Consider the following 18,552-nt stretch of genomic DNA (forward strand, 5'->3'; position numbering starts at 1 on the left):
TCATGGCACAGTCCCTGCCCATCCGGCTCGGCGCGGCCGAAGCCACCCTGATCGCCCAGCTCACCAGTGTCGGCGCCACGGCCGAGGCCGAACGGCTCAGCGTGGCCGGCCTGCCGACGCGCCGCGTCGAGAGCTACCACTATACCGACCTCAAGAGCCTGCTGAAGGCCGTGCCGCCGCTCGGCCTGGCGGCCAATGCCGCCAGCGCCCCGGCTTTGCGCGTCGCCGGCGCCTATCAGCTGATGATCGCCAATGGCGTCATCCAGTCCTCGACCACCGCACCGGCCGGCGTCATCGTCGGCAAGAGTGCCGGCGGCGTGCTCAGCACCCGCGACGACGTGCTGGTGCACCTCAATGGGGCGCTGGCCAAGGAAAGCCTCAGCCTGACGCTGGAGAACAGCGTTGATCCAGTGATCCAGATCGACCGCCGCATTGAGGGCGAGGCCGCTCATGTTGCCGATGCGCTCAAGATCTTTGTCGCCGACAATGCCTCGGCGGTGATCCTCGAGACCTTTTCCGGCTCCGACGCCGCCCATGTCGGCAACCACGCCACCTATCTCGCGGTGGGCAAGAATGCGGTGGTGACCCATATCACCATCGATCTCTCGGCCAGGGCGGTGAGCCATTTTGCGACCAATGAATATCAGCTGGCCGACGGCGCCAAGCTGCGCACGCTGACCATCCATGCCGGCGCGGCCCTGTCGCGCAGCCAGGTCTTTGCCCGCTTTTCCGGGCCGGGCGCGCATGCTGACTTCACCGGGCTCAACCTGGTGGCGGACGGCCAGCACAACGACATCACCATCGATATCCGCCATGGCGTGGCCCATACCACCAGCCAGGAAATGTACAAGCAGATCGCCCGCGGGCGGTCCAAGGCGGTGTTCCAGGGCAAGATCGTGGTCGAGCGCGACGCCCAGAAGGTCGACGCCAAGATGATGATGCAGGGGCTGATGCTCTCGGACGAAGCCGAGATCCTCAGCAAGCCCGAGCTCGAAATCTATGCCGACGACGTTGTCTGCGGCCATGGCTCGACCTGCGGCGAACTCGACGCGGATTCCATGTTCTACCTGATGAGCCGGGGCATCACCAAAGCCGAGGCCGAGACCATGCTGGTGCGCGGCTTCATCGCCGAAGTGCTCGACCCAATCGAAGATGCCGCCCTCAACGAGGCCCTCAACGGCGTCGTCGACGGCTGGCTGCTGGAGGCCTGATGGCGTTCAACCTCGATACCGTCCGGGCCGATTTCCCGATTCTGTCGGAGCAGATCCACGGCAAAAGACTGGTCTATCTCGACAGCGGTGCCTCGGCGCAGAAGCCGGTGCAGGTGCTCGAGCGCATGGATCATGCCTTCCGGCATGAATATGCCAATGTCCACCGAGGCCTGCACACGCTGGCCAACCGGGCGACCGAGGCCTATGAGGGCGGCCGCGAGGCCACCCGCGCCTTCCTCAATGCCGGCCGGGTGGAAGAGATCATCTTCACCAAGTCGGCAACGGAGGCGATCAACCTGGTCGCCGCCTCCTTTGCCGGGCCGCGGATCGGGGTGGGCGACGAGATCGTCCTCACCATCATGGAGCATCACTCCAATATCGTGCCCTGGCACTTCCTGCGCGAACGCCAGGGGGCGGTGCTCACCTGGGTCGATGTGCGCGACGATGGCAGCTTTGACCTCGAGGCCTTTGAAGCGGCCCTGACTGCCAAGACCCGTATGGTTGCGGTTACCCATATGTCCAATGTGCTAGGCACGGTGACGCCGATCAAGCAGATCATCGAAATCGCCCATGCGCGCGGCATTGCGGTGCTGATCGATGGCAGTCAGGGCGCCGTGCACACCAGGGTGGACGTGCAGGATCTGGGTGCCGATTTCTACGTCATGACCGGCCACAAGCTCTATGGCCCCACCGGGATCGGCGTGCTCTATGGCAAGTACGACCTGCTGGCCGAGATGCAGCCCTATCAGGGCGGCGGCGAGATGATCGATACGGTCGCGCTCGAGGGCGTGACCTATAACGAGCCGCCACACCGCTTCGAGGCGGGCACGCCGCCCATCGTGCAGGCCATCGGCCTGGGGGCGGCGCTGAACTATATCACCGCGCTCGGCCAGGAAGCTATCGCCGCCCACGAGGCCGAGGTAGCGGCCTACGCGACCGAACGTCTGACCCGGATCAACAAGCTGCGCATGATCGGCGCGGCGCCGGGCAAGGGCGGCATCTTCTCCTTCGAGATCGAGGGGGCGCATGCCCATGACGTTTCGACGATTCTCGATCGCTACGGCATTGCCGTGCGGGCCGGGACGCATTGCGCCCAGCCGCTGCTCAAACGCTTTGGTGTCAGCTCTACCTGCCGCGCCTCCTTCGCCCTATATAACGGCAAGGACGATGTGGACGCTTTGGTGGACGGCATTGAACGCGCCCTGACCTTTTTCGCGTAACGGCGAGGACCACATGATGACCGACGACGATATCAAGATCGACGAATCCAAAATTGCCCCTGCGCCGGCGCTGCCCGTGCCCGGCATCCAGCCGACCATTGGCGGCGACCTGCCGGAAGCCGAGGTCGAGCGCATTACCAGTGATTTGATCGGCGCGCTCAAGACCGTCTATGATCCGGAAATCCCGGTCGACATCTACGAGCTGGGCCTGATCTACAAGGTCGATCTCGATGATGATCGCAATCTCACCATCGACATGACGCTGACCGCGCCGGGCTGCCCGGTGGCTGGCGAAATGCCCGGCTGGGTGGAAAATGCCGCGCGCAGCGTCGAGGGCATCCAGGACGTGACCGTCAATATGGTGTTCGATCCGCCCTGGGATGCCACGCGCATGAGCGAAGAAGCCCAGGTCGCGTTGAACTGGTGGTAATTTTCTGCGTTTGCGCCTATATATCGTGAAACGCCGATAGAAAGAATGTGCCCATGGCCTTCAAGATCATGTCGTTGAGCGACGCTGCTGCAGCCCGCATCAATGAAATCATCGAAGACTCCGACAAGCCCGTCATTGGCGTGCGCGTCGGCGTCAAGAATGCCGGCTGCGCGGGCATGGCCTATACGCTGGACTATGTCACCGAGCCGGTGGCCGGTGACGACCATGTTAGCGACAAGGGGGTCGAGGTCTATGTCGAGCCCAAGGCCACCATGTTCCTGCTCGGCACGGTGATGGACTATGCCGAATCCAAGATGAGTGCCGGCTTTACCTTCCGCAATCCCAACCAGACCGGCGAATGCGGCTGTGGCGAAAGCGTGCAGCTCAAGCCGGCCGACCTCAAGGCCATTGCCGAGGCGCGCGCCTCGGCCTGAGGCGCTGGTTGCACGACGGGGCGGTTTGGCCTAACAGGTCTGGGCATTCCGGCTCCAGCCTCGAGACGCCTCATGACCGCTCTGCCTGCGGGTTTTCTGCTCACTCCACCTTCCCACAAGCTGGTCGGCCGCGTCTCGCCGCCGGGCTCGAAATCGATCACCAACCGGGCCCTGTTGCTGGCGGCGCTGGCCAATGGCACCAGCCAACTGTCCGGCGCGCTGAAAAGCAAGGATACCGTGCTGATGGCGGCGGCCCTGCGCCAGATGGGGGTGCAGGTCGAGGAGCCTGATGCCACCAGCTTTGTCGTCACCAGCACGGGCAAGCTGTTGCCGCCGGATGCGCCGCTGTTTCTGGGCAATGCCGGCACGGCCACCCGCTTCCTTACCGCTGCCGTGGCGACGGTCACGGGCACGGTGGTGGTCGATGGCGATGACGAAATGCGGGTGCGACCGATCGGCCCGCTGGTGACTGCGTTGCAGTCACTGGGCATTGAAGCGACCAGCCCCACCGGTTGCCCGCCGGTGACGATTGTCGGCACCGGCAGCTTCGGCCAGGGCCGCGTGGAGATCGATGGCGGGCTATCGAGCCAATATGTTTCGGCTCTCCTCATGGCGGCGCCTTTGGGCGAGGGGCCGATCGAGGTTGCCCTGACCGGCAGCGAAATCGGTGCACGCGGTTATGTCGACCTGACCCTGGCCGCCATGCGCAGCTTTGGCGCCGTGGTCGAGCAGGTCGATGCCGGCACGTGGCTGGTGCAGCCGACTGGCTACCAGGCTACCGACCTGCTGATCGAGCCGGACGCCTCGGCGGCAACCTATCTGTGGGGCGCACAGGCGCTGACGGGCGGGCAGATTGACCTTGGGGTCGAGGCTGATGCCTTTACCCAGCCAGACGCCGCTGCACAGGCCCTGATCGCGCTATTTCCCAATATGCCGGCGGTGATCGACGGTTCGCAGATGCAGGATGCCGTGCCGACGCTGGCCGTGCTGGCCGCGTTCAACAATCATCCGGTGCGCTTTGTCGGCATTGCCAATCTACGGGTCAAGGAAACCGACCGGATTCGCGCCGTGGCCAATGAACTCAACCGCATCCTGCCGGGCCTCGGCGCCGAAGAGGGCGACGATCTGCTGGTGGCCTCCGATCCCGATCTGGCCGACAAACTGGCCGAGCGCAACAGCCGGGTCAAGATCGAGACCTATCACGACCATCGCATTGCCATGAGCTTTGCCCTGGCCGGCCTGCGTCTGCCGGGCATCGTCATCCTGGACCCCGCCTGCACCGGCAAGACCTATCCGGGCTATTGGGACATGCTGGCCGGTCTGGGCGTGCAGTTGACGGCGGTCGACTAGTGCATTTCACCGTTTCGTTGAAACGGCTCAATAGCTCTAGATCTTTGGTTTGTCGCGTTTTCGAACCGCAAAAGTGGAGCCACTTTTGCTGAAAACGCTCTAGATCAGGCGGCGGTTGCGCCGGCGCGCTTGGCCGGCACCACGTCATTGACCAGGTCGTTTTCATTGATCACCCGGTTGCGGCCGGCATGCTTGGCAGCATACAGGCAGCGGTCGGCGCGCTCGATCAGCGAGGCGGCGGTGTCCGAGGGGCGGAAGGCGGCAATGCCGAACGATGCGGTGATGCGGCCCAGCTTCTCATTGGTCGAGCGCTTGAGCAGTTCCTTGGCCTGGATGGCCCGGCGGATGTTCTCGGCGACGATGACGGCGCCTTCGACATCGGTATGGGGCAGGATGGCGACGAATTCCTCGCCACCATAGCGGGCGGCCAGATCCTTGCCCTTGATGTTGGATTTCAGCGTCATGGCGACGAGGCGCAGCACCTGATCGCCGGTCTGGTGGCCATAGCTGTCGTTGAAATTCTTGAAATTGTCGATGTCGACCAGCATCAGCGAGAGCGGATCGCCGCTGGTGCTGGCGGCAGCAATGGCAGCGGCCAGTCCCTCGTCGAAGCTCTTGCGGTTGGCAATCTTGGTCAGCGGATCGAGCAGGGATTCGCGGCGCACGTCATCGAGGTCGCGCTGCAGGGCGGCAATGTCGTCGCGCGATGCCTGCAGTTTCTGTTCGAGCGAACGGTTGGTTTGCTGCATCTGCCGGGTTTCTGCCAGCAGCTTGACTGAGAGTGCCTTCATGGCGGCCGCGGAAATATTGCGGCTGAGATCGCCGCTGGCCGACTGCAGCGAGCCCGAATAGGCATTGGCGGTGGTCATGGCACTGTCGATCGCATCGTGCACGGCGTCGATGCGGTCGTGCATGCGCTGGGAAACTGCCGTCATGCGGTCGTTGACGTCGGACTTCAGGAACTCGTTGTAGAGCGCCTCCGCCACGCTTTCGCTCGGCGAATCGCCGTTGCGGAACAAGGTGTTGATGCGGTTGTTCAGGCTTGGATTGACGCCCGTGGCATAGGTGTAGAGCAGTTCATAGAACTGGGGATAGGCCGGAATACCGCTTCGCTTGAGAAGGTCAAATGCCGCATTGGCATAGCCGAGCGCTCGTTTGAATTCCTGATCGGACACCGGTTCCCTCGTGCGCCACGACGGAGGGCGCCCCCGCGCCATCCGTCATCCCCAATACATATCGCATCTACAGCAATCAAGACAACAGAATGGCCGCAACAATACCACGGCCCGGATAGCGGCAAGCTTTACCGCAGCAAATAAAAAATCAAATCACGAAATACTTAAGGGTCAATACGTGCCGAACGGAGCAGGAAAGCCGGAACCGGACCGTCATTGCCAAATGGCGAGCCGCTATCGTTCTCGTTTTCCGCCTCGCGCGTTTCCGCAGGACGACGGTTGCGGGTCCGTGCGGGACGGGCCTCGGCCTGTTCCGGCCTCGGTTCGCTGGTAGGCCGCTGTTCGCCGCGTGGGCGCTGCTCGCCGCGTGGCTTGGCCTGGCTGCGCGGGGTCTCTTCGCCCTTGGCCTCGACCTTGGCCTCGATCTCGATCTCGGCCTCCGGCTTGGCGACGGGGCGCGTGCGGGGCTGGCGGCGTGGCGCAGCGTCGCGCGGTGCGGCCGGCTCGGCATTCTGCTCGGCAGTCGGGGCTGCTGCGGCCGGCGGCTGGGCGGCCGTTGCCGGCGCAGCGGCTTCGGCCTGGGGCCGGGTGCGCGGACCACCGCGGCGCGTGCGGGCGGGACGGGCCGGACGATCTTCGCCATCGGCATCCGGTGCCGCGGCGGCAGGGGCCGCGGCCGCCGGCCGCCGGCCGGTATCTTCCAGATAGTCGATGGGCTTCTGGATCAGCTTGATGATCGCGTCGAGATGCTTGGTGTCGCTTGGCGCCACCAGCGTATAGGCAACGCCCGAGCGACCGGCGCGACCGGTGCGGCCGATACGATGTACATAGTCCTCGGCATGCACGGGCACGTCGAAGTTGAACACATGGCTCACCGCCGGGATATCGAGGCCGCGGGCCGCGACGTCGCTGGCCACCAGCAGGGTCAGGCGATTGTTCTTGAAGGCATCGAGGGTTTCGGTCCGGCTCTTCTGGTCCATGTCGCCATGCAGACCGCCGACGCTGAAGCCATGACGCTCCAGCGAGCGGGCAAGGGTCGCCACGTCGCGCTTGCGGTTGCAGAAGATGATGGCATTGGTCAGGCCGGTGGCCGCATTGATGCGCTCGCGCAGCATCTCGCGCTTGTCTTCCGGCTTGGAGCCGACGCGGACGAGCTTCTGGTCGATGGTTTCGGCCGTCGAGCTCTGGCGCGACGACTGGATATGCACCGGATCGTTGAGGAATTTCTTGGTGAGCCGCTCGATTTCCTTGGACATGGTGGCCGAGAACAGCATGGTCTGGCGCCGCGGCGGCAGGCGGCCGCAAATTTTTTCGATGTCGTCGATAAAGCCCATGTCGAGCATGCGGTCGGCTTCGTCGATCACCAGGATCTCGACGCCATTGAGCATGATCTTGCCGCGCTCGATCTGGTCGAGCAGGCGGCCCGGGGTGGCAATGAGCACGTCAACGCCGCGATCGAGCTTCTTGTTCTGCTCCTCGAACGACACGCCGCCGATGATCAGGGCCATCGAGATGCGGTGGTTCTTGCCGTATTTCTCGAAATTCTCGGAAACCTGCGCCGCGAGTTCGCGCGTCGGCTCGAGGATCAGGGTGCGTGGCATGCGGGCCCGGGCGCGGCCGTTTTCCAGCAGCGTCAGCATGGGGAGCACGAAGCTCGCCGTCTTGCCGGTGCCGGTCTGGGCGATGCCGATAATGTCCTTCTTCTGAAGGACATGGGGAATCGCCTGTGCCTGGATTTCGGTCGGCTTGGTGTAGCCGGCCGCGGTGACCGCGTCGGTTACTTTGGTGGACAGGCCGAGCTCGGAAAAATCGTCAGTCAAATTGGGTAATCCACTATGAAGCGTAGCCCGGGGCCAGATCCGGTTCGAGACATTCGAACGGTGCGCCGGGATGGTCAGTTGTGGTGCGGGGCCGCTGCCGGGAGATAGCATCCACACCTGGGATGGCCACGGGACGGATGCACCAGGTGCAGATCGCCGGAGTGACCCCCAGACACCGTAGCAAAGCAGGTCATTGTCCGTGTGACAGGCCGCCAAGCAGAGTGCCCTAGCGGCGCGGACCATAACGCAAAGGCCTTGTCTGTCAACGGTGTTGCGCCGTTTAGCCTTAATTGGCAGCTGCATCCGTCCAGTTGAACGAGCGCCGCCTGCTGTCGAGGCGACGACCGGGACAGTACAGCGGCTAGATGTCGAGATCGGTGACGAAGGCGGCATTCTCCTGGATGAAGTCAAAACGGGCTTCCGGCTTGGTGCCCATCAGCCTGTCGACGCTGATGCGGGTGGCGTCCAGATCGTCGCGCACCTTGACCTGGAGAAGAGTGCGGCTCTTGGGCGACATGGTGGTTTCGCGCAGATGCGCGAACGGCATTTCGCCCAGGCCCTTGAAGCGGGTGGTGTCGACCTTGCCCTTGCCGGTGAACTCGCTGGCCATCAATTCCTCGCGATGGGCGTCATCGCGGGCATAGAGCGTCTTGCCGCCCTGGCTGATGCGGTAGAGCGGGGGCAGGGCCAGGAACAGGTGGCCGCCATCGATCAGCTTGGGCATTTCCTGAAAGAAGAAGGTCATCAGCAAGGCCGCGATATGGGCGCCGTCGACATCGGCATCGGTCATGATGATGATCTTGTCGTAGCGCAGGTCTTCCTCACGATAGCGGTCGCGGGTGCCGCAACCGAGCGCTTGGATCATGTCGGAGATCAGCTGGCTGGCCGCCATCTTCTCGCGGCTGGCGCCGGCGACGTTGAGGATCTTGCCGCGCAGTGGCAGCACGGCCTGGCTGGCGCGGCTGCGCGCCTGCTTGGCGCTGCCGCCGGCCGAGTCGCCTTCGACGATGAAGAGTTCAGCGCCCTGGGCGGCGGTCTGGGTACAGTCGGCCAGCTTGCCGGGCAGGCGCAGCTTGCGCGTGGCGCTGGCGCGGTCGATTTCCTTTTCCTTGCGGCGGCGCAGGCGCTCTTCGGCGCGTTCCACTGCCCAGTCGAGCAGCTTGCCGGCCTGGTTGGGCGAGGCGGCCAGCCAGTGGTCGAAGGCGTCACGCAAGGCGGTGTCGACGATGCGTGTGGCCTCGCCCGAGGCCAGCTTGTCCTTGGTCTGGCCCACAAATTCGGGCTCGCGCACAAAGACCGAGAGCATGGCATTGCAATGGGCGAAGATGTCCTCGGCCGTCAGGGCGGCAGCGGCCTTGTTCTTGGTCAGCTCGGCATAGTTCTTGAGGCCGCGCAGCAGGGCGGAGCGCAGGCCGGCCTCATGGGTGCCGCCATCGGGCGTGGGCACGGTATTGCAGTATGACGAGACACCGCCATCGCCCAGGGTCCAGGCAATGGCCCATTCGACGGCGCCCTGGGTGCCCGGCTTGCCATGGCTGCCGGCGAAGAGGTCGTCGACAATGCGGGTTTCGCCCTCGATGCGGGCGGTCATGAAGTCCTTGAGCCCGTCCGGATAGTGGAACACGGCCTTGGCGGGGGCGTCCTCGGTGACCAGGGATTCGTCGCAGCTCCAGCGCAGCTCGACGCCGGCAAACAGATAGGCCTTGGCGCGGGTCATGCGGAACAGGCGGGCCGCCGAGAAATGCGCCGTGTCGCCGAAGATCTGCGGATCGGGGTGAAAGCGCGTGGTGGTGCCGCGGCGATTGTTCACCCGGCCCATGGGCTGGATCTCGCCGGTCGGCTTGCCACGGGAAAACTGCAGCCGGTAGAGCTGTTGCTCGCGTGCCACTTCGACGACCATGTCGTCGGACAGCGCATTGACCACCGAAATACCCACGCCGTGCAGGCCGCCCGAGGTCTCATAGGCCTTGGAGTCGAACTTGCCGCCGGCATGCAGGACCGTATGCACGATTTCCAGCGTCGAGCGGCCGGGATATTTAGGGTGGTTCTCGACGGGAATGCCGCGGCCATTGTCGGTCACGGTGATATAGCCGTCGGCGCCCAGATGCACCTCGATGCGGGTGGCATGGCCGGCAATGGCCTCGTCCATGGAGTTGTCGATGACTTCGGCAAACAGGTGATGCAGGGCATTGGAATCGGTGCCGCCGATATACATGCCCGGGCGACGCCGGACCGGCTCAAGCCCTTCGAGAACCTCGATATCGGCAGCCGAATACGAACCCGTGGTGGGGGTTACGCCGGCGTTCTTGGGCGCTGGCTTGGCGGCCGGGGTCGGGCTGGCGGCGGGCTCATCGGCACCGAAAAGGTCTTCTGCTTGCGACATGCACGTTCCGTATCTGGTGCCCGAATCAGGCGTTTTCCAGTTCTATCATATTCCACTGGCCCGTCGGGGCAGGGGCACGGGGCCCCCCTGGTTTGCCCACAAAGCTGAACGGGCGATGAACGGCTGGTTCCAGCGCGGTTCAAGGGCAGGGGACTAGACAGAGGGGCAGGACGTCAATTCGTCCCGATCGGCGTGGAGCGGTTTTCCACATGGCTTTGCCGGCGGCGGGAGCAGGGAGAGTGCGATGAAACGATGGGCAGCCGGACTGATGCTGGCGGTGACGCTGACCGGAACCGTGGCGGCGCCGGTGCAGGCGCAGCCCTTTGGCCTGTTCTTTGGCGACGAGCGCTCCGACTTCTATCCCGAGCGCCTCTCCTGCCTGACCGACTATCAAATTCGCCAGGCCATCGCCGATCTTGGTTATCACGATATCTATCTCAACGTGGCAATGGACAAGCGCATCCAGGTGCGCGCGACCCAGGGTGAATGGGTCTATCTGATTGAATTCAATTACTGTTCTGCCCGCATCGAGAGTCTGAAAAGGCTGCGGCCGGCCGGCTGACGGGCCGGTTCGGGACAAAACCGTCCCGGAATCGGGCGGCCCATTCACATTCCGTTTGCTTCTTGAAAGCACTTTCTTAAAGGCACGCTGCTAGACCAATCGGCATACGGTTTTTGTTTGGAGTATCCGTATGCGAGCCGATCGGGATCTTCGTTCTGCGTTCCAGATTTCGACTGGCTCGGCTGCTATCGGCACTTGGCCGCATGCCGGGTTAAACAGTATTGCGTACCGGCTGGCCAAGCTCACTGTCCCGCGTATTGGGGCATTGCTGATCGTTTCTGCCTTGTTTTATCTGGTCTGACCGGCTGCGAATTGATTTTCGCGGCCGGCCCAGCTATGGCTGGTCCATCCCGAACACCAGCGACAGGAGGGCTGCATGATCGTTTACAAGCATCACCGTCAGCGTGGCCCCGTCTTCGCTCTGTGGCAGCAGCTGCAGGGCTGACCGGAGCTGGTTCGGACGCTTTTCGCCATCCCCCTTCTGGTTTGCCCTTCGAGGCGGTCGCCTGACCGCCAATTGACGGCATCTGGCGCCCTTGGCGGCGCCGTTCCAGAAAGACACAAAATGGGTTCGATCAGCCTTCGCAATGCCGGCCTGGTGGCCGCAGACACCCTCTTTTCCAATCTCAGTTTCGTGCTGGCCGATGGCGACCGGCTGGGGCTCGTGGCCGGCAATGGCCGCGGCAAGACCAGCCTGCTGCGCGCCATGGCCGGACAAAGCGAGCTTAGCGGGGGCGAAATCGTGCGCTCGCGCGGGCTGCGGGTGGGCTATGTCGAACAGGACATGCCGCCCGCCAGCATGGCGATGACGCTTTACGACATGGTGCTGTCGGCTTTGCCGGAAGCCGAGCGCGACAGCGACAGCTGGCGGGTCGACGTGGTGCTCGACGAGTTCGAGACGCCCGCTGCGCTGCGGCAACGTCCGCTCAGCCAGCTCAGCGGTGGCTGGCAGCGCATTGCGCTGATTGCCCGCTGCTGGGTGCTGCAGCCCGATGCGCTGCTGCTGGACGAGCCGACCAACCATCTCGACCTGGGCAAGCTGGTGCAGCTGGAAAACTGGATCAACCAGGCGGCCCGCAACATCCCGGTGGTGATCGCCAGCCATGACCGGGAATTCCTCGACGCCACCACCAACCGGACGCTGTTCCTGCGTCCCGATGCCTCGCCGTTCTTTGCCTTGCCCTATAGCAAGGCCCGCCTGGCGCTGGCCGAGCTGGACGAAGCAGCCGAGCTGGCGCGGGAGCGCGACCTCAAGGAGGTCAGCAAGCTGCGCAAGCAGGCGGCCAAGCTGACCAATATCGGCATCAATTCGGGCAGTGACCTGCTCGTGGTGAAGTCAAAATATCTGCGTGAACGCGCCGAAAAGATCGAGAATGCCGCGCGCGCCGTGCACAAGGAACACAGCGGGGAAATCCGGCTGGGCAATAGCGGGGCACAGGCGCGGGTGATGGTGGCCTTCGACAAGGTGACGGTGGCGACGCCGGCCGGCGACAAGCTCTTTGTCATCGACAAGCTGCATGTGTTCCAGGGCGACCGCCTGGTGGTGCTGGGGCGCAATGGCACCGGCAAGTCGCAGTTCATGGGGCTGCTGCACCGGGCGATGACCGGGCAGGAGGTGCCGGGCATCCGGGTCAGCGCGCAGGTCGTGCCGGGCTATGTCGACCAGGCCATGTCGATGCTGCCCGACAAGCGCTCGCTGCTCGACTACATCACCGGCCGGTTCGACGCCGGCGACCAGCGCAGCAAGAGCCTGCTGGCAGCAGCCGGCTTCACCCCGGAAAAGCAAGAGCGGCCGATCGGCGAGCTGTCGTTCGGGCAGCGGGCGCGGCTGGGACTATTGGCCCTGCGCCTGCAGACGCCCAATTTCTACCTGCTGGACGAGCCGACCAACCATGTGGACATTGCTGGCCAGGAGCGGCTTGAGGCCGAGATCCTGGCGCATGGCGCTACCTGCCTTCTGGTCTCGCATGACCGCAGCTTCGTCCGCGGACTGGGCGAGCGCTTCCTGCTGATCGAGCGGCAGAAGCTGACCGAGGTGGAGACGCCGGAGCCATTCTTTGCGGCCATGGCGGCGGAGCAACGGTAGGTCGGCGGAGGGCTTTCGGCGGGAGATGAAACGTAGTCCGCCGGATCCGCACCAGAGTGCAGCAAGGGTAATGCCGAAGCTGGCTGCGGCGGACCTTTTGCTGCAGTCGGTCAGTACATCTCTAACAATTGCCGAGAAGGATTGTTAACAGACCGCCGATACACTTTTGTTCATATTGCGAACTAATGCAAACTCTGCTCAAATTGCGGGCATCGACTGCGCTGGTTCTTATTTGCTGACGATTGGGAGGGACCCATGTCGCTGAGCGCCGAAGGTAGTTTTTCGCCGCCGCGGTCCGATTATGACCGGCACGACGTGCGGTTTATTGGTGCAGTGGGTGGCCGTTATGCCCTGGTCGAGCGCAAGAGCGGGGCCCGCAAAGCGCCGGTCTATGCCTGCCGGCTCTGTTCGGTATCAACCCGCAATGCTGTGGTCGTGGGCCCGGTTGTGGGCAAGGACGGGGAGGGGGTCACCGCCCATTTCGACGCGTTCGGCATCCTGCGCGGCCAGATCAGCCGGCAATTGCCCAGCGGCTTCGTGATGAACCTGACGCTGAGCCCGGAAGCGCGCGACAAGCTCGGCCGCAAGATCAGCTGGCACAAGAAGCGCGTCTACGACCAGGTGGAAGATCGCCGCGAGTTCAAGCGGGTGCAGCTGCGCGATCCGCGCACCATCATCACTCTGGCCGACGGCACGCAGGTGCCGTGCTTTGTCATCGACGTCTCGCAATCGGGCATTGCGCTGTCGGCACAGACCCAGCCGCCCATCGGCACGCCCCTGGCGGTCGGCAAGCTGGTGGGGCGCGTGGTCCGCTATCTCGATATCGGCTTTGCCGTCAGGTTCCTGGCGCTGCAGGATATCGAGACCATCGAAGCATTGATCGTGCCGGCCAAGCTGACCCCGATCACCGCCGAGGATGGCGAGACGGACTGAGAGTCCCCTGGCGGCGGCGGCCCGGGCATGCCGCTTCCGGCTTTTTGCCCTTGGCCCAACCGTCAACCGAGTTCCTGGGCCAGTCCGAGCAGCAGGCCTTCGGGTCCGCGGATGTAGCACAGCCTATAGGTGTCCTGGTACTGGACGACATCGCCGACGAGCTGTGCGCCTAGCGGCCGAAGCCGGCCGAGGGTTTCATCGAGATCGTCCACGGTGAACATGACGCGAAGATAGCCAAGGGCATTGACCGTGGCGTTCCGGTGATCGGCGATGAACGGCGGCGTCAGGAAGCGGGAAAGCTCGAGCCGGCTGTGACCGTCAGGGGTCTGCATCATGGCAATCTCGACATGCTGATTGCCCAGTCCGGTGACACGTCCTGCCCATTCGCCTTCGATCGTGGCCCGCCCTTCAAGCGCAAGGCCGAGCGCGAGAAAGAACGCGATGGTCGTGTCCAGGTCCTCAACGACGATGCCGACATTGTCCATTCGCTTGAGCGCCATGGTTCATCTCCAGTTTCGGTCTGCATGTATCGGCGCAGGCTTGGCGCATGTCGGTCCATGGCGTCCGTAGCGTTGATCCCCGCGCCCGGTCACGACGGGAGAACTAGTAGTTGGCGCCGCCGGCGATTTCGCGCAGTTCCAGCACGATGCCCGTGAGGCCGTTATCGATGTGCAGCTGCAGGAAGGCGCTGGCCAGGGCCGTCGCCGATTGAAGATCGGGCGCCTCGAACACGGCATAGCCGCCGACGACCTCCTTGGCCTCGGCAAACGGGCCGTCGGTGATCGCGATCTCGCCCGTGTGCCCCTTGAGGCGCTTGCCTTCGCTGGCGGGCTTGAGGCCGCCGGTCGAGACCAGGGCGCCATTGGCCAGGTTTTGCTCCATCCAGGGGCCCATGGCGTCCATCAGCCCCTGCGGAATCTGTTCCGGCTTGAGGTCGGCGGGCGGGATAATGCTCATGAAATAACGCATGCAGATTCTCCGGTTGGCCGGGCCAGCATTGGCCTTGCACTGACACTACGAGTGAGCGAGTGCAGAATCGACACCATGCTGCAGATCTCTGCTTGGCGTCCGCAAGTTGGCGTGACCTCGGCCGATGCTGGGCGTGTCACGCCACTATCAAACCGGCAAAGAAAAAGGGCGCCTTGCGGCGCCCTTCTGTTTCGGCTGTTTCGGCTCAGGCCGAATAGTACATCTCGTATTCCACGGGGTGTGGGGTCTGCTCGAACTTGATCACTTCGGCCATCTTGAGCTCGATATAGGAATCGATCTGGTCGTTGTCGAAGACGCCGCCGGCGGTCAGGAACTCGCGATCCGTGTCCAGGCTGCCGAGAGCTTCGCGCAGCGAACCGCAGACGGTCGGGATCTGCTTGAGTTCTTCGGCGGGCAGTTCGTACAGATCCTTGTCCATCGGCTCGCCGGGGTGGATCTTGTTCTTGATGCCGTCGAGGCCGGCCATCAGCATGGCCGAGAAGGCGAGGTACGGGTTGGCCAGCGGATCGGGGAAGCGGATCTCGACGCGCTTGGCCTTGGGCGACTGGCCGAAGGGGATACGGCACGAAGCCGACCGGTTGCGGGCCGAATAGGCCAGCAGCACGGGGGCTTCAAAGCCGGGCACCAGGCGCTTGTAGCTGTTGGTGGTCGGGTTGGAGAAGGCGTTGATGGCCTTGGCGTGCTTGATGATGCCGCCGATGTAGTAGAGCGCGTCCATCGACAGGCCGGCATACTGGTCGCCAGCGAACAGCGGCTTGCCGTCCTTCCAGATCGACTGGTGGCAGTGCATGCCCGAGCCGTTATCGCCATAGATGGGCTTGGGCATGAAGGTCACGGTCTTGCCATAGGCATTGGCGACCTGGTGGATGACATACTTGTAGATCTGCACGTCATCGGCAGCCTTGATCATCGGCGCAAACTTGATGCCGAGCTCGTGCTGGGCCGAAGCCACTTCGTGGTGGTGCTTTTCGACAACCACGCCCATGTCTGCCATGGCCGCGAGCATTTCGCCACGGATGTCCTGGGCGCTGTCCAGCGGGGGGACCGGGAAGTAGCCCTTCTTGAGGCCGATATGGTGGCCATTGTTGCCCGAGTCATAGGCGGTGTCGTTGTTGGACGGCAGTTCGGGATGGTCGACTTCAAAACCCACCTTGAAGGGGGTGTTGGAGTAGCGCACGTCGTCGAACATGAAGAATTCGGGCTCGGCACCGAACACGACCGTGTCGCCGATACCGGACGACTTGAGATAGGCCTCGGCCTTCTTGGCGGTGGTGCGTGGATCGCGGCTATAGGGCTGATAGGTCAGCGGCTCGAGAATGTCGCAGTTCACCACCATGGTGGAGGCGCCGAAGAAGGGGTCCATATAGGACGAGTTCGGATCGGGCATCAGCACCATGTCGGACTCGTTGATGGCCTTCCAGCCACCGATCGAGGAACCATCGAACATGGTACCTTCTTCAAACAGGTCTTCGTCGACGATCGAGCAATCGAGCGTGACGTGCTGCAGCTTGCCGCGCGGGTCGGTGAAGCGCAGGTCGAGATACTTGATGTTCTCGTCTTTGATGCGCTTGAGGAGGTCGCTTCCGGTGGTCATAAATGGTCCCCTGTCTAAATCGGAAATCTGGTGGTTGGGCACGGCGAGACGCGTGCGAGGTGCCATACCTCGCCTGGCGGGCGCAAGGCCCTAGAGCGCGTCGTCGCCGAATTCTCCGGTACGGATACGGATGGCTTGTTCAATCGAATAGACAAAGATCTTGCCATCGCCGATACGGCCGGTCTGGGCGGCGTTGCGGATGGCTTCGATGGCTTTTTCGGCCAGCTCGTCGGGGCATACGACCTCGACTTTGACCTTGGGCAGGAAGTCCACCACATATTCAGCGCCGCGATAAAGCTCGGTATGGCCCTTCTGGCGGCCAAACCCCTTGGCTTCAGTCACGGTAATGCCCTGGAGCCCCACTTCCTGCAGGGCCTCTTTGACTTCGTCGAGCTTGAACGGCTTTACGATAGCCTCGATTTTCTTCATTTGAGCCTCCACGGGTCATTTGGGCGGTTACCGCATAGAAGTATGCACGGCCTGTGCCAGCTCGATCAGACAGCAAAAACCACATTGTTGGCAAGGGTTTAATCGCATCTGCCTGCGGTCTGACGCCGCCCTGCATGGCGATGTATGCGCAATAAATAGGCATTGTGCGCACCGATTGGGCGGAATATTGCCGAAGCTGGCAGCATATCGGGGCGCAAGCGCCGCTAGTTTGTGCAGTTTGGCGGCGATAACCCGGGTCAGGGGTCTTGCTGCGGGGCAATCGGCGCAAATCGAGCAGCTAGGCTTTGACTGGCTTTCCGTCTTCCTATAGATGCACAGCCAACCCGGCCAACGGGTCCTTTTGCGGGTGTGGCGGAACTGGTAGACGCACTGGATTTAGGTTCCAGCGCCGCAAGGCGTGGAGGTTCGAGTCCTCTCACCCGCACCAAACTGGATCTGGCCCTCCAATGACAATGATCACGGGATTGAACCGAATGCAGGTTACCGAAACCCTCAATGAAGGCCTGAAGCGCAAGTTGAGCGTCACCATTCCGGCCGCCGACTTGAACGAGCGTCTGGGCGCCAAGCTCGAAGAGCTCAAGGGCCAGGCCAACATCAAGGGCTTCCGTCCCGGCAAGGTGCCGATGGCGCACATCAAGAAGATGTTCGGCCGTTCGGCCATGAGCGAAGTGATGACCGACGCGATCAATTCCTCGGTCTCCGATACGCTGGAAAAGCGCGAAGAGCGCGCTGCCGCCCAGCCCAAGGTCGATCTGCCCGACGATCAGGCCGTGATCAACGAAGTGCTCGACGGCAAGGCCGACCTCGCCTTTGAAGTCGAATACGAGATCCTGCCGCCCGTCACGCTGATGGACCTCAAGGGCGTGCCGCTGACCAAGCCGATCATCGAGATCACCGATGACGAGGTGACCGCCGAGGTCAACCGCGTCTTCGCGCAGAACCGCGGCTATACCGACAAGGGCGATGCCGGCGTCGTTGAACAGGGCGATCGCCTGGGCCTGTCCTTTGTCGGCAAGATCGACGGCAAGGAATTTGACGGCGGCCGTTCCGACCATGCGCACCTGACCGTTGGCGCCGGCGAATTCATTCCCGGTTTCGAAGAGCAGCTGATCGGCTTCAAGAAGGGCGAGACGCGCGAGATCGAGGTTACCTTCCCGGCCGACTACCAGAGCGCCGAACTGGCTGGCAAGAAGGCGACCTTCGAGGTCTCCGTGCTGCATGTCGATGGTCCCAATGCCGGCGAGCTGAACGACGAATTCGCCAAGCGCCTGGGCGTCGATGACGTCGCAGCGCTGCGCGATGCGGTCAAGACACAGATGGAAGCCGCGCTCGGCACCATGAGCCGCCAGCACATGAAGCGCCAGGTGCTCGATGCGCTGGACGATGGCCACAAGTTCGACGTGCCGGCCCAGCTGGTCGATGCCGAATTCGCCAGCATCTGGCAGCGCGTGGAGCACGAAGTGCAGAGCCACGGCCGCTCGTTTGAAGACGAAGGCACCACCGAGGAAGCAGCGCGCGAGCAGTATCGCCGCATTGCCGAGCGCCGCGTGCGGCTGGGCCTGGTGGTTGCCGAGATCGGCAACAAGAACGACGTCAACGTCACCGAGGAAGAGCACCAGCAGGCACTGATCGCCGAAGTGCGCCGCTTCCAGGGCCAGGAACAGCAGGTTTATGACTATTACCGTCAGAACCCGCAGGCACTGGCCGGTCTGCGCGCCCCGGTCTTCGAGAACAAGGTCGTCGACTTTGTCATCGAGCAGGGCAAGATCACCGAGCAGAAGATGGGCCGCGAAGAGCTGGCCAAGCTGATCCAGGCCGACGAGGACGAAGTCCCTGAAGAGCACCACCACTAAGGCGCCCTGACGCCCAAGATAGAGCCGCCCAGAAATGGGCGGCTTTTTTGTTTGTGGTGTA

General features: G+C 63.2%; 16 protein-coding genes and 1 tRNA gene. 10 read left to right on the top strand and 7 right to left on the bottom strand.

Annotated elements, in window-relative coordinates:
* Positions 1 to 2: 2 nt before the first annotated feature.
* The 5 genes from sufD to AC4NN3_RS02955 all read left to right on the top strand — a co-directional run bounded on the left by sufD (position 3) and on the right by AC4NN3_RS02955 (position 4,645).
* A complete protein-coding gene (gene sufD, locus AC4NN3_RS02935) occupies positions 3 to 1,211 on the top strand; it encodes a Fe-S cluster assembly protein SufD (protein ID WP_491925624.1) in 1,209 nt (402 codons plus the stop codon).
* On the top strand, positions 1,211 to 2,431 hold the full coding sequence (locus AC4NN3_RS02940) for a cysteine desulfurase (protein WP_491925625.1): 1,221 nt from the start codon (positions 1,211 to 1,213) through the stop codon (positions 2,429 to 2,431). The genes sufD and AC4NN3_RS02940 overlap by 1 nt, the downstream gene beginning before the upstream one ends.
* Positions 2,432 to 2,447: 16 nt before the next feature.
* A complete protein-coding gene (locus AC4NN3_RS02945) occupies positions 2,448 to 2,861 on the top strand; it encodes an SUF system Fe-S cluster assembly protein (protein ID WP_491925626.1) in 414 nt (137 codons plus the stop codon).
* A 53-nt stretch (positions 2,862 to 2,914) separates the two neighbouring features.
* A complete protein-coding gene (locus AC4NN3_RS02950; protein ID WP_193335738.1) occupies positions 2,915 to 3,295 on the top strand; it encodes a HesB/IscA family protein in 381 nt (126 codons plus the stop codon).
* Between the two features lie 72 nt (positions 3,296 to 3,367).
* Positions 3,368 to 4,645, top strand: coding sequence for a 3-phosphoshikimate 1-carboxyvinyltransferase (locus AC4NN3_RS02955; protein ID WP_491925627.1), 1,278 nt, complete (start codon positions 3,368 to 3,370; stop codon positions 4,643 to 4,645).
* A gap of 104 nt (positions 4,646 to 4,749) precedes the next feature.
* Here the strand turns inward: AC4NN3_RS02955 and AC4NN3_RS02960 are convergent, their stop codons facing one another.
* From AC4NN3_RS02960 to parE, 3 genes are all read right to left on the bottom strand, one after another.
* Positions 4,750 to 5,820 (bottom strand): GGDEF domain-containing protein, encoded by a 1,071-nt coding sequence (locus tag AC4NN3_RS02960; protein ID WP_491925628.1) that lies wholly within the window; start codon positions 5,818 to 5,820, stop codon positions 4,750 to 4,752.
* 164 nt (positions 5,821 to 5,984) lie between these two features.
* Positions 5,985 to 7,640, bottom strand: a complete 1,656-nt coding sequence (locus tag AC4NN3_RS02965; RefSeq protein ID WP_491925629.1) for a DEAD/DEAH box helicase — start codon at positions 7,638 to 7,640, stop codon at positions 5,985 to 5,987.
* A gap of 361 nt (positions 7,641 to 8,001) precedes the next feature.
* The gene (gene parE / locus AC4NN3_RS02970) at positions 8,002 to 10,023 is read right to left on the bottom strand and encodes a DNA topoisomerase IV subunit B (protein WP_491925630.1); all 2,022 of its coding nucleotides are present in this window, start codon (positions 10,021 to 10,023) and stop codon (positions 8,002 to 8,004) included.
* Positions 10,024 to 10,267: 244 nt separating this feature from the next.
* Between parE and AC4NN3_RS02975 the strand changes: the two genes are divergently transcribed.
* The 3 genes from AC4NN3_RS02975 (at position 10,268) to AC4NN3_RS02985 (ending at position 13,604) form a co-directional block, all read left to right on the top strand.
* On the top strand, positions 10,268 to 10,585 hold the full coding sequence (locus tag AC4NN3_RS02975) for a hypothetical protein (protein WP_491925631.1): 318 nt from the start codon (positions 10,268 to 10,270) through the stop codon (positions 10,583 to 10,585).
* 565 nt (positions 10,586 to 11,150) lie between these two features.
* Positions 11,151 to 12,671: an ATP-binding cassette domain-containing protein gene (locus AC4NN3_RS02980; RefSeq protein ID WP_491925632.1), complete on the top strand. Its 1,521-nt coding sequence runs from the start codon at positions 11,151 to 11,153 to the stop codon at positions 12,669 to 12,671.
* A gap of 255 nt (positions 12,672 to 12,926) precedes the next feature.
* Entirely contained in the window at positions 12,927 to 13,604 is a 678-nt protein-coding gene (locus AC4NN3_RS02985) for a PilZ domain-containing protein (protein ID WP_491925633.1), read from the top strand.
* A gap of 62 nt (positions 13,605 to 13,666) precedes the next feature.
* Here AC4NN3_RS02985 and AC4NN3_RS02990 read toward each other — a convergent pair whose 3' ends face one another.
* The 4 genes from AC4NN3_RS02990 to AC4NN3_RS03005 form a co-directional block, all read right to left on the bottom strand.
* On the bottom strand, positions 13,667 to 14,104 hold the full coding sequence (locus AC4NN3_RS02990) for a VOC family protein (protein ID WP_491925634.1): 438 nt from the start codon (positions 14,102 to 14,104) through the stop codon (positions 13,667 to 13,669).
* 103 nt (positions 14,105 to 14,207) lie between these two features.
* On the bottom strand, positions 14,208 to 14,573 hold the full coding sequence (locus AC4NN3_RS02995) for a YciI family protein (RefSeq protein ID WP_491925635.1): 366 nt from the start codon (positions 14,571 to 14,573) through the stop codon (positions 14,208 to 14,210).
* A gap of 205 nt (positions 14,574 to 14,778) precedes the next feature.
* A complete protein-coding gene (gene glnA / locus AC4NN3_RS03000; RefSeq protein ID WP_491925636.1) occupies positions 14,779 to 16,188 on the bottom strand; it encodes a type I glutamate--ammonia ligase in 1,410 nt (469 codons plus the stop codon).
* 90 nt (positions 16,189 to 16,278) lie between these two features.
* On the bottom strand, positions 16,279 to 16,617 hold the full coding sequence (locus AC4NN3_RS03005) for a P-II family nitrogen regulator (RefSeq protein ID WP_035079039.1): 339 nt from the start codon (positions 16,615 to 16,617) through the stop codon (positions 16,279 to 16,281).
* 363 nt (positions 16,618 to 16,980) lie between these two features.
* On the opposite strand from AC4NN3_RS03005, the gene AC4NN3_RS03010 reads away from it, so the two are divergent.
* A tRNA-Leu gene (locus AC4NN3_RS03010) sits at positions 16,981 to 17,065 on the top strand.
* Positions 17,066 to 17,111: 46 nt separating this feature from the next.
* Entirely contained in the window at positions 17,112 to 18,491 is a 1,380-nt protein-coding gene (gene tig / locus AC4NN3_RS03015; protein ID WP_491925637.1) for a trigger factor, read from the top strand.
* Positions 18,492 to 18,552 lie beyond the last annotated feature (61 nt).

This window comes from Devosia sp. MDV22-iso42 (genome assembly GCF_058629155.1).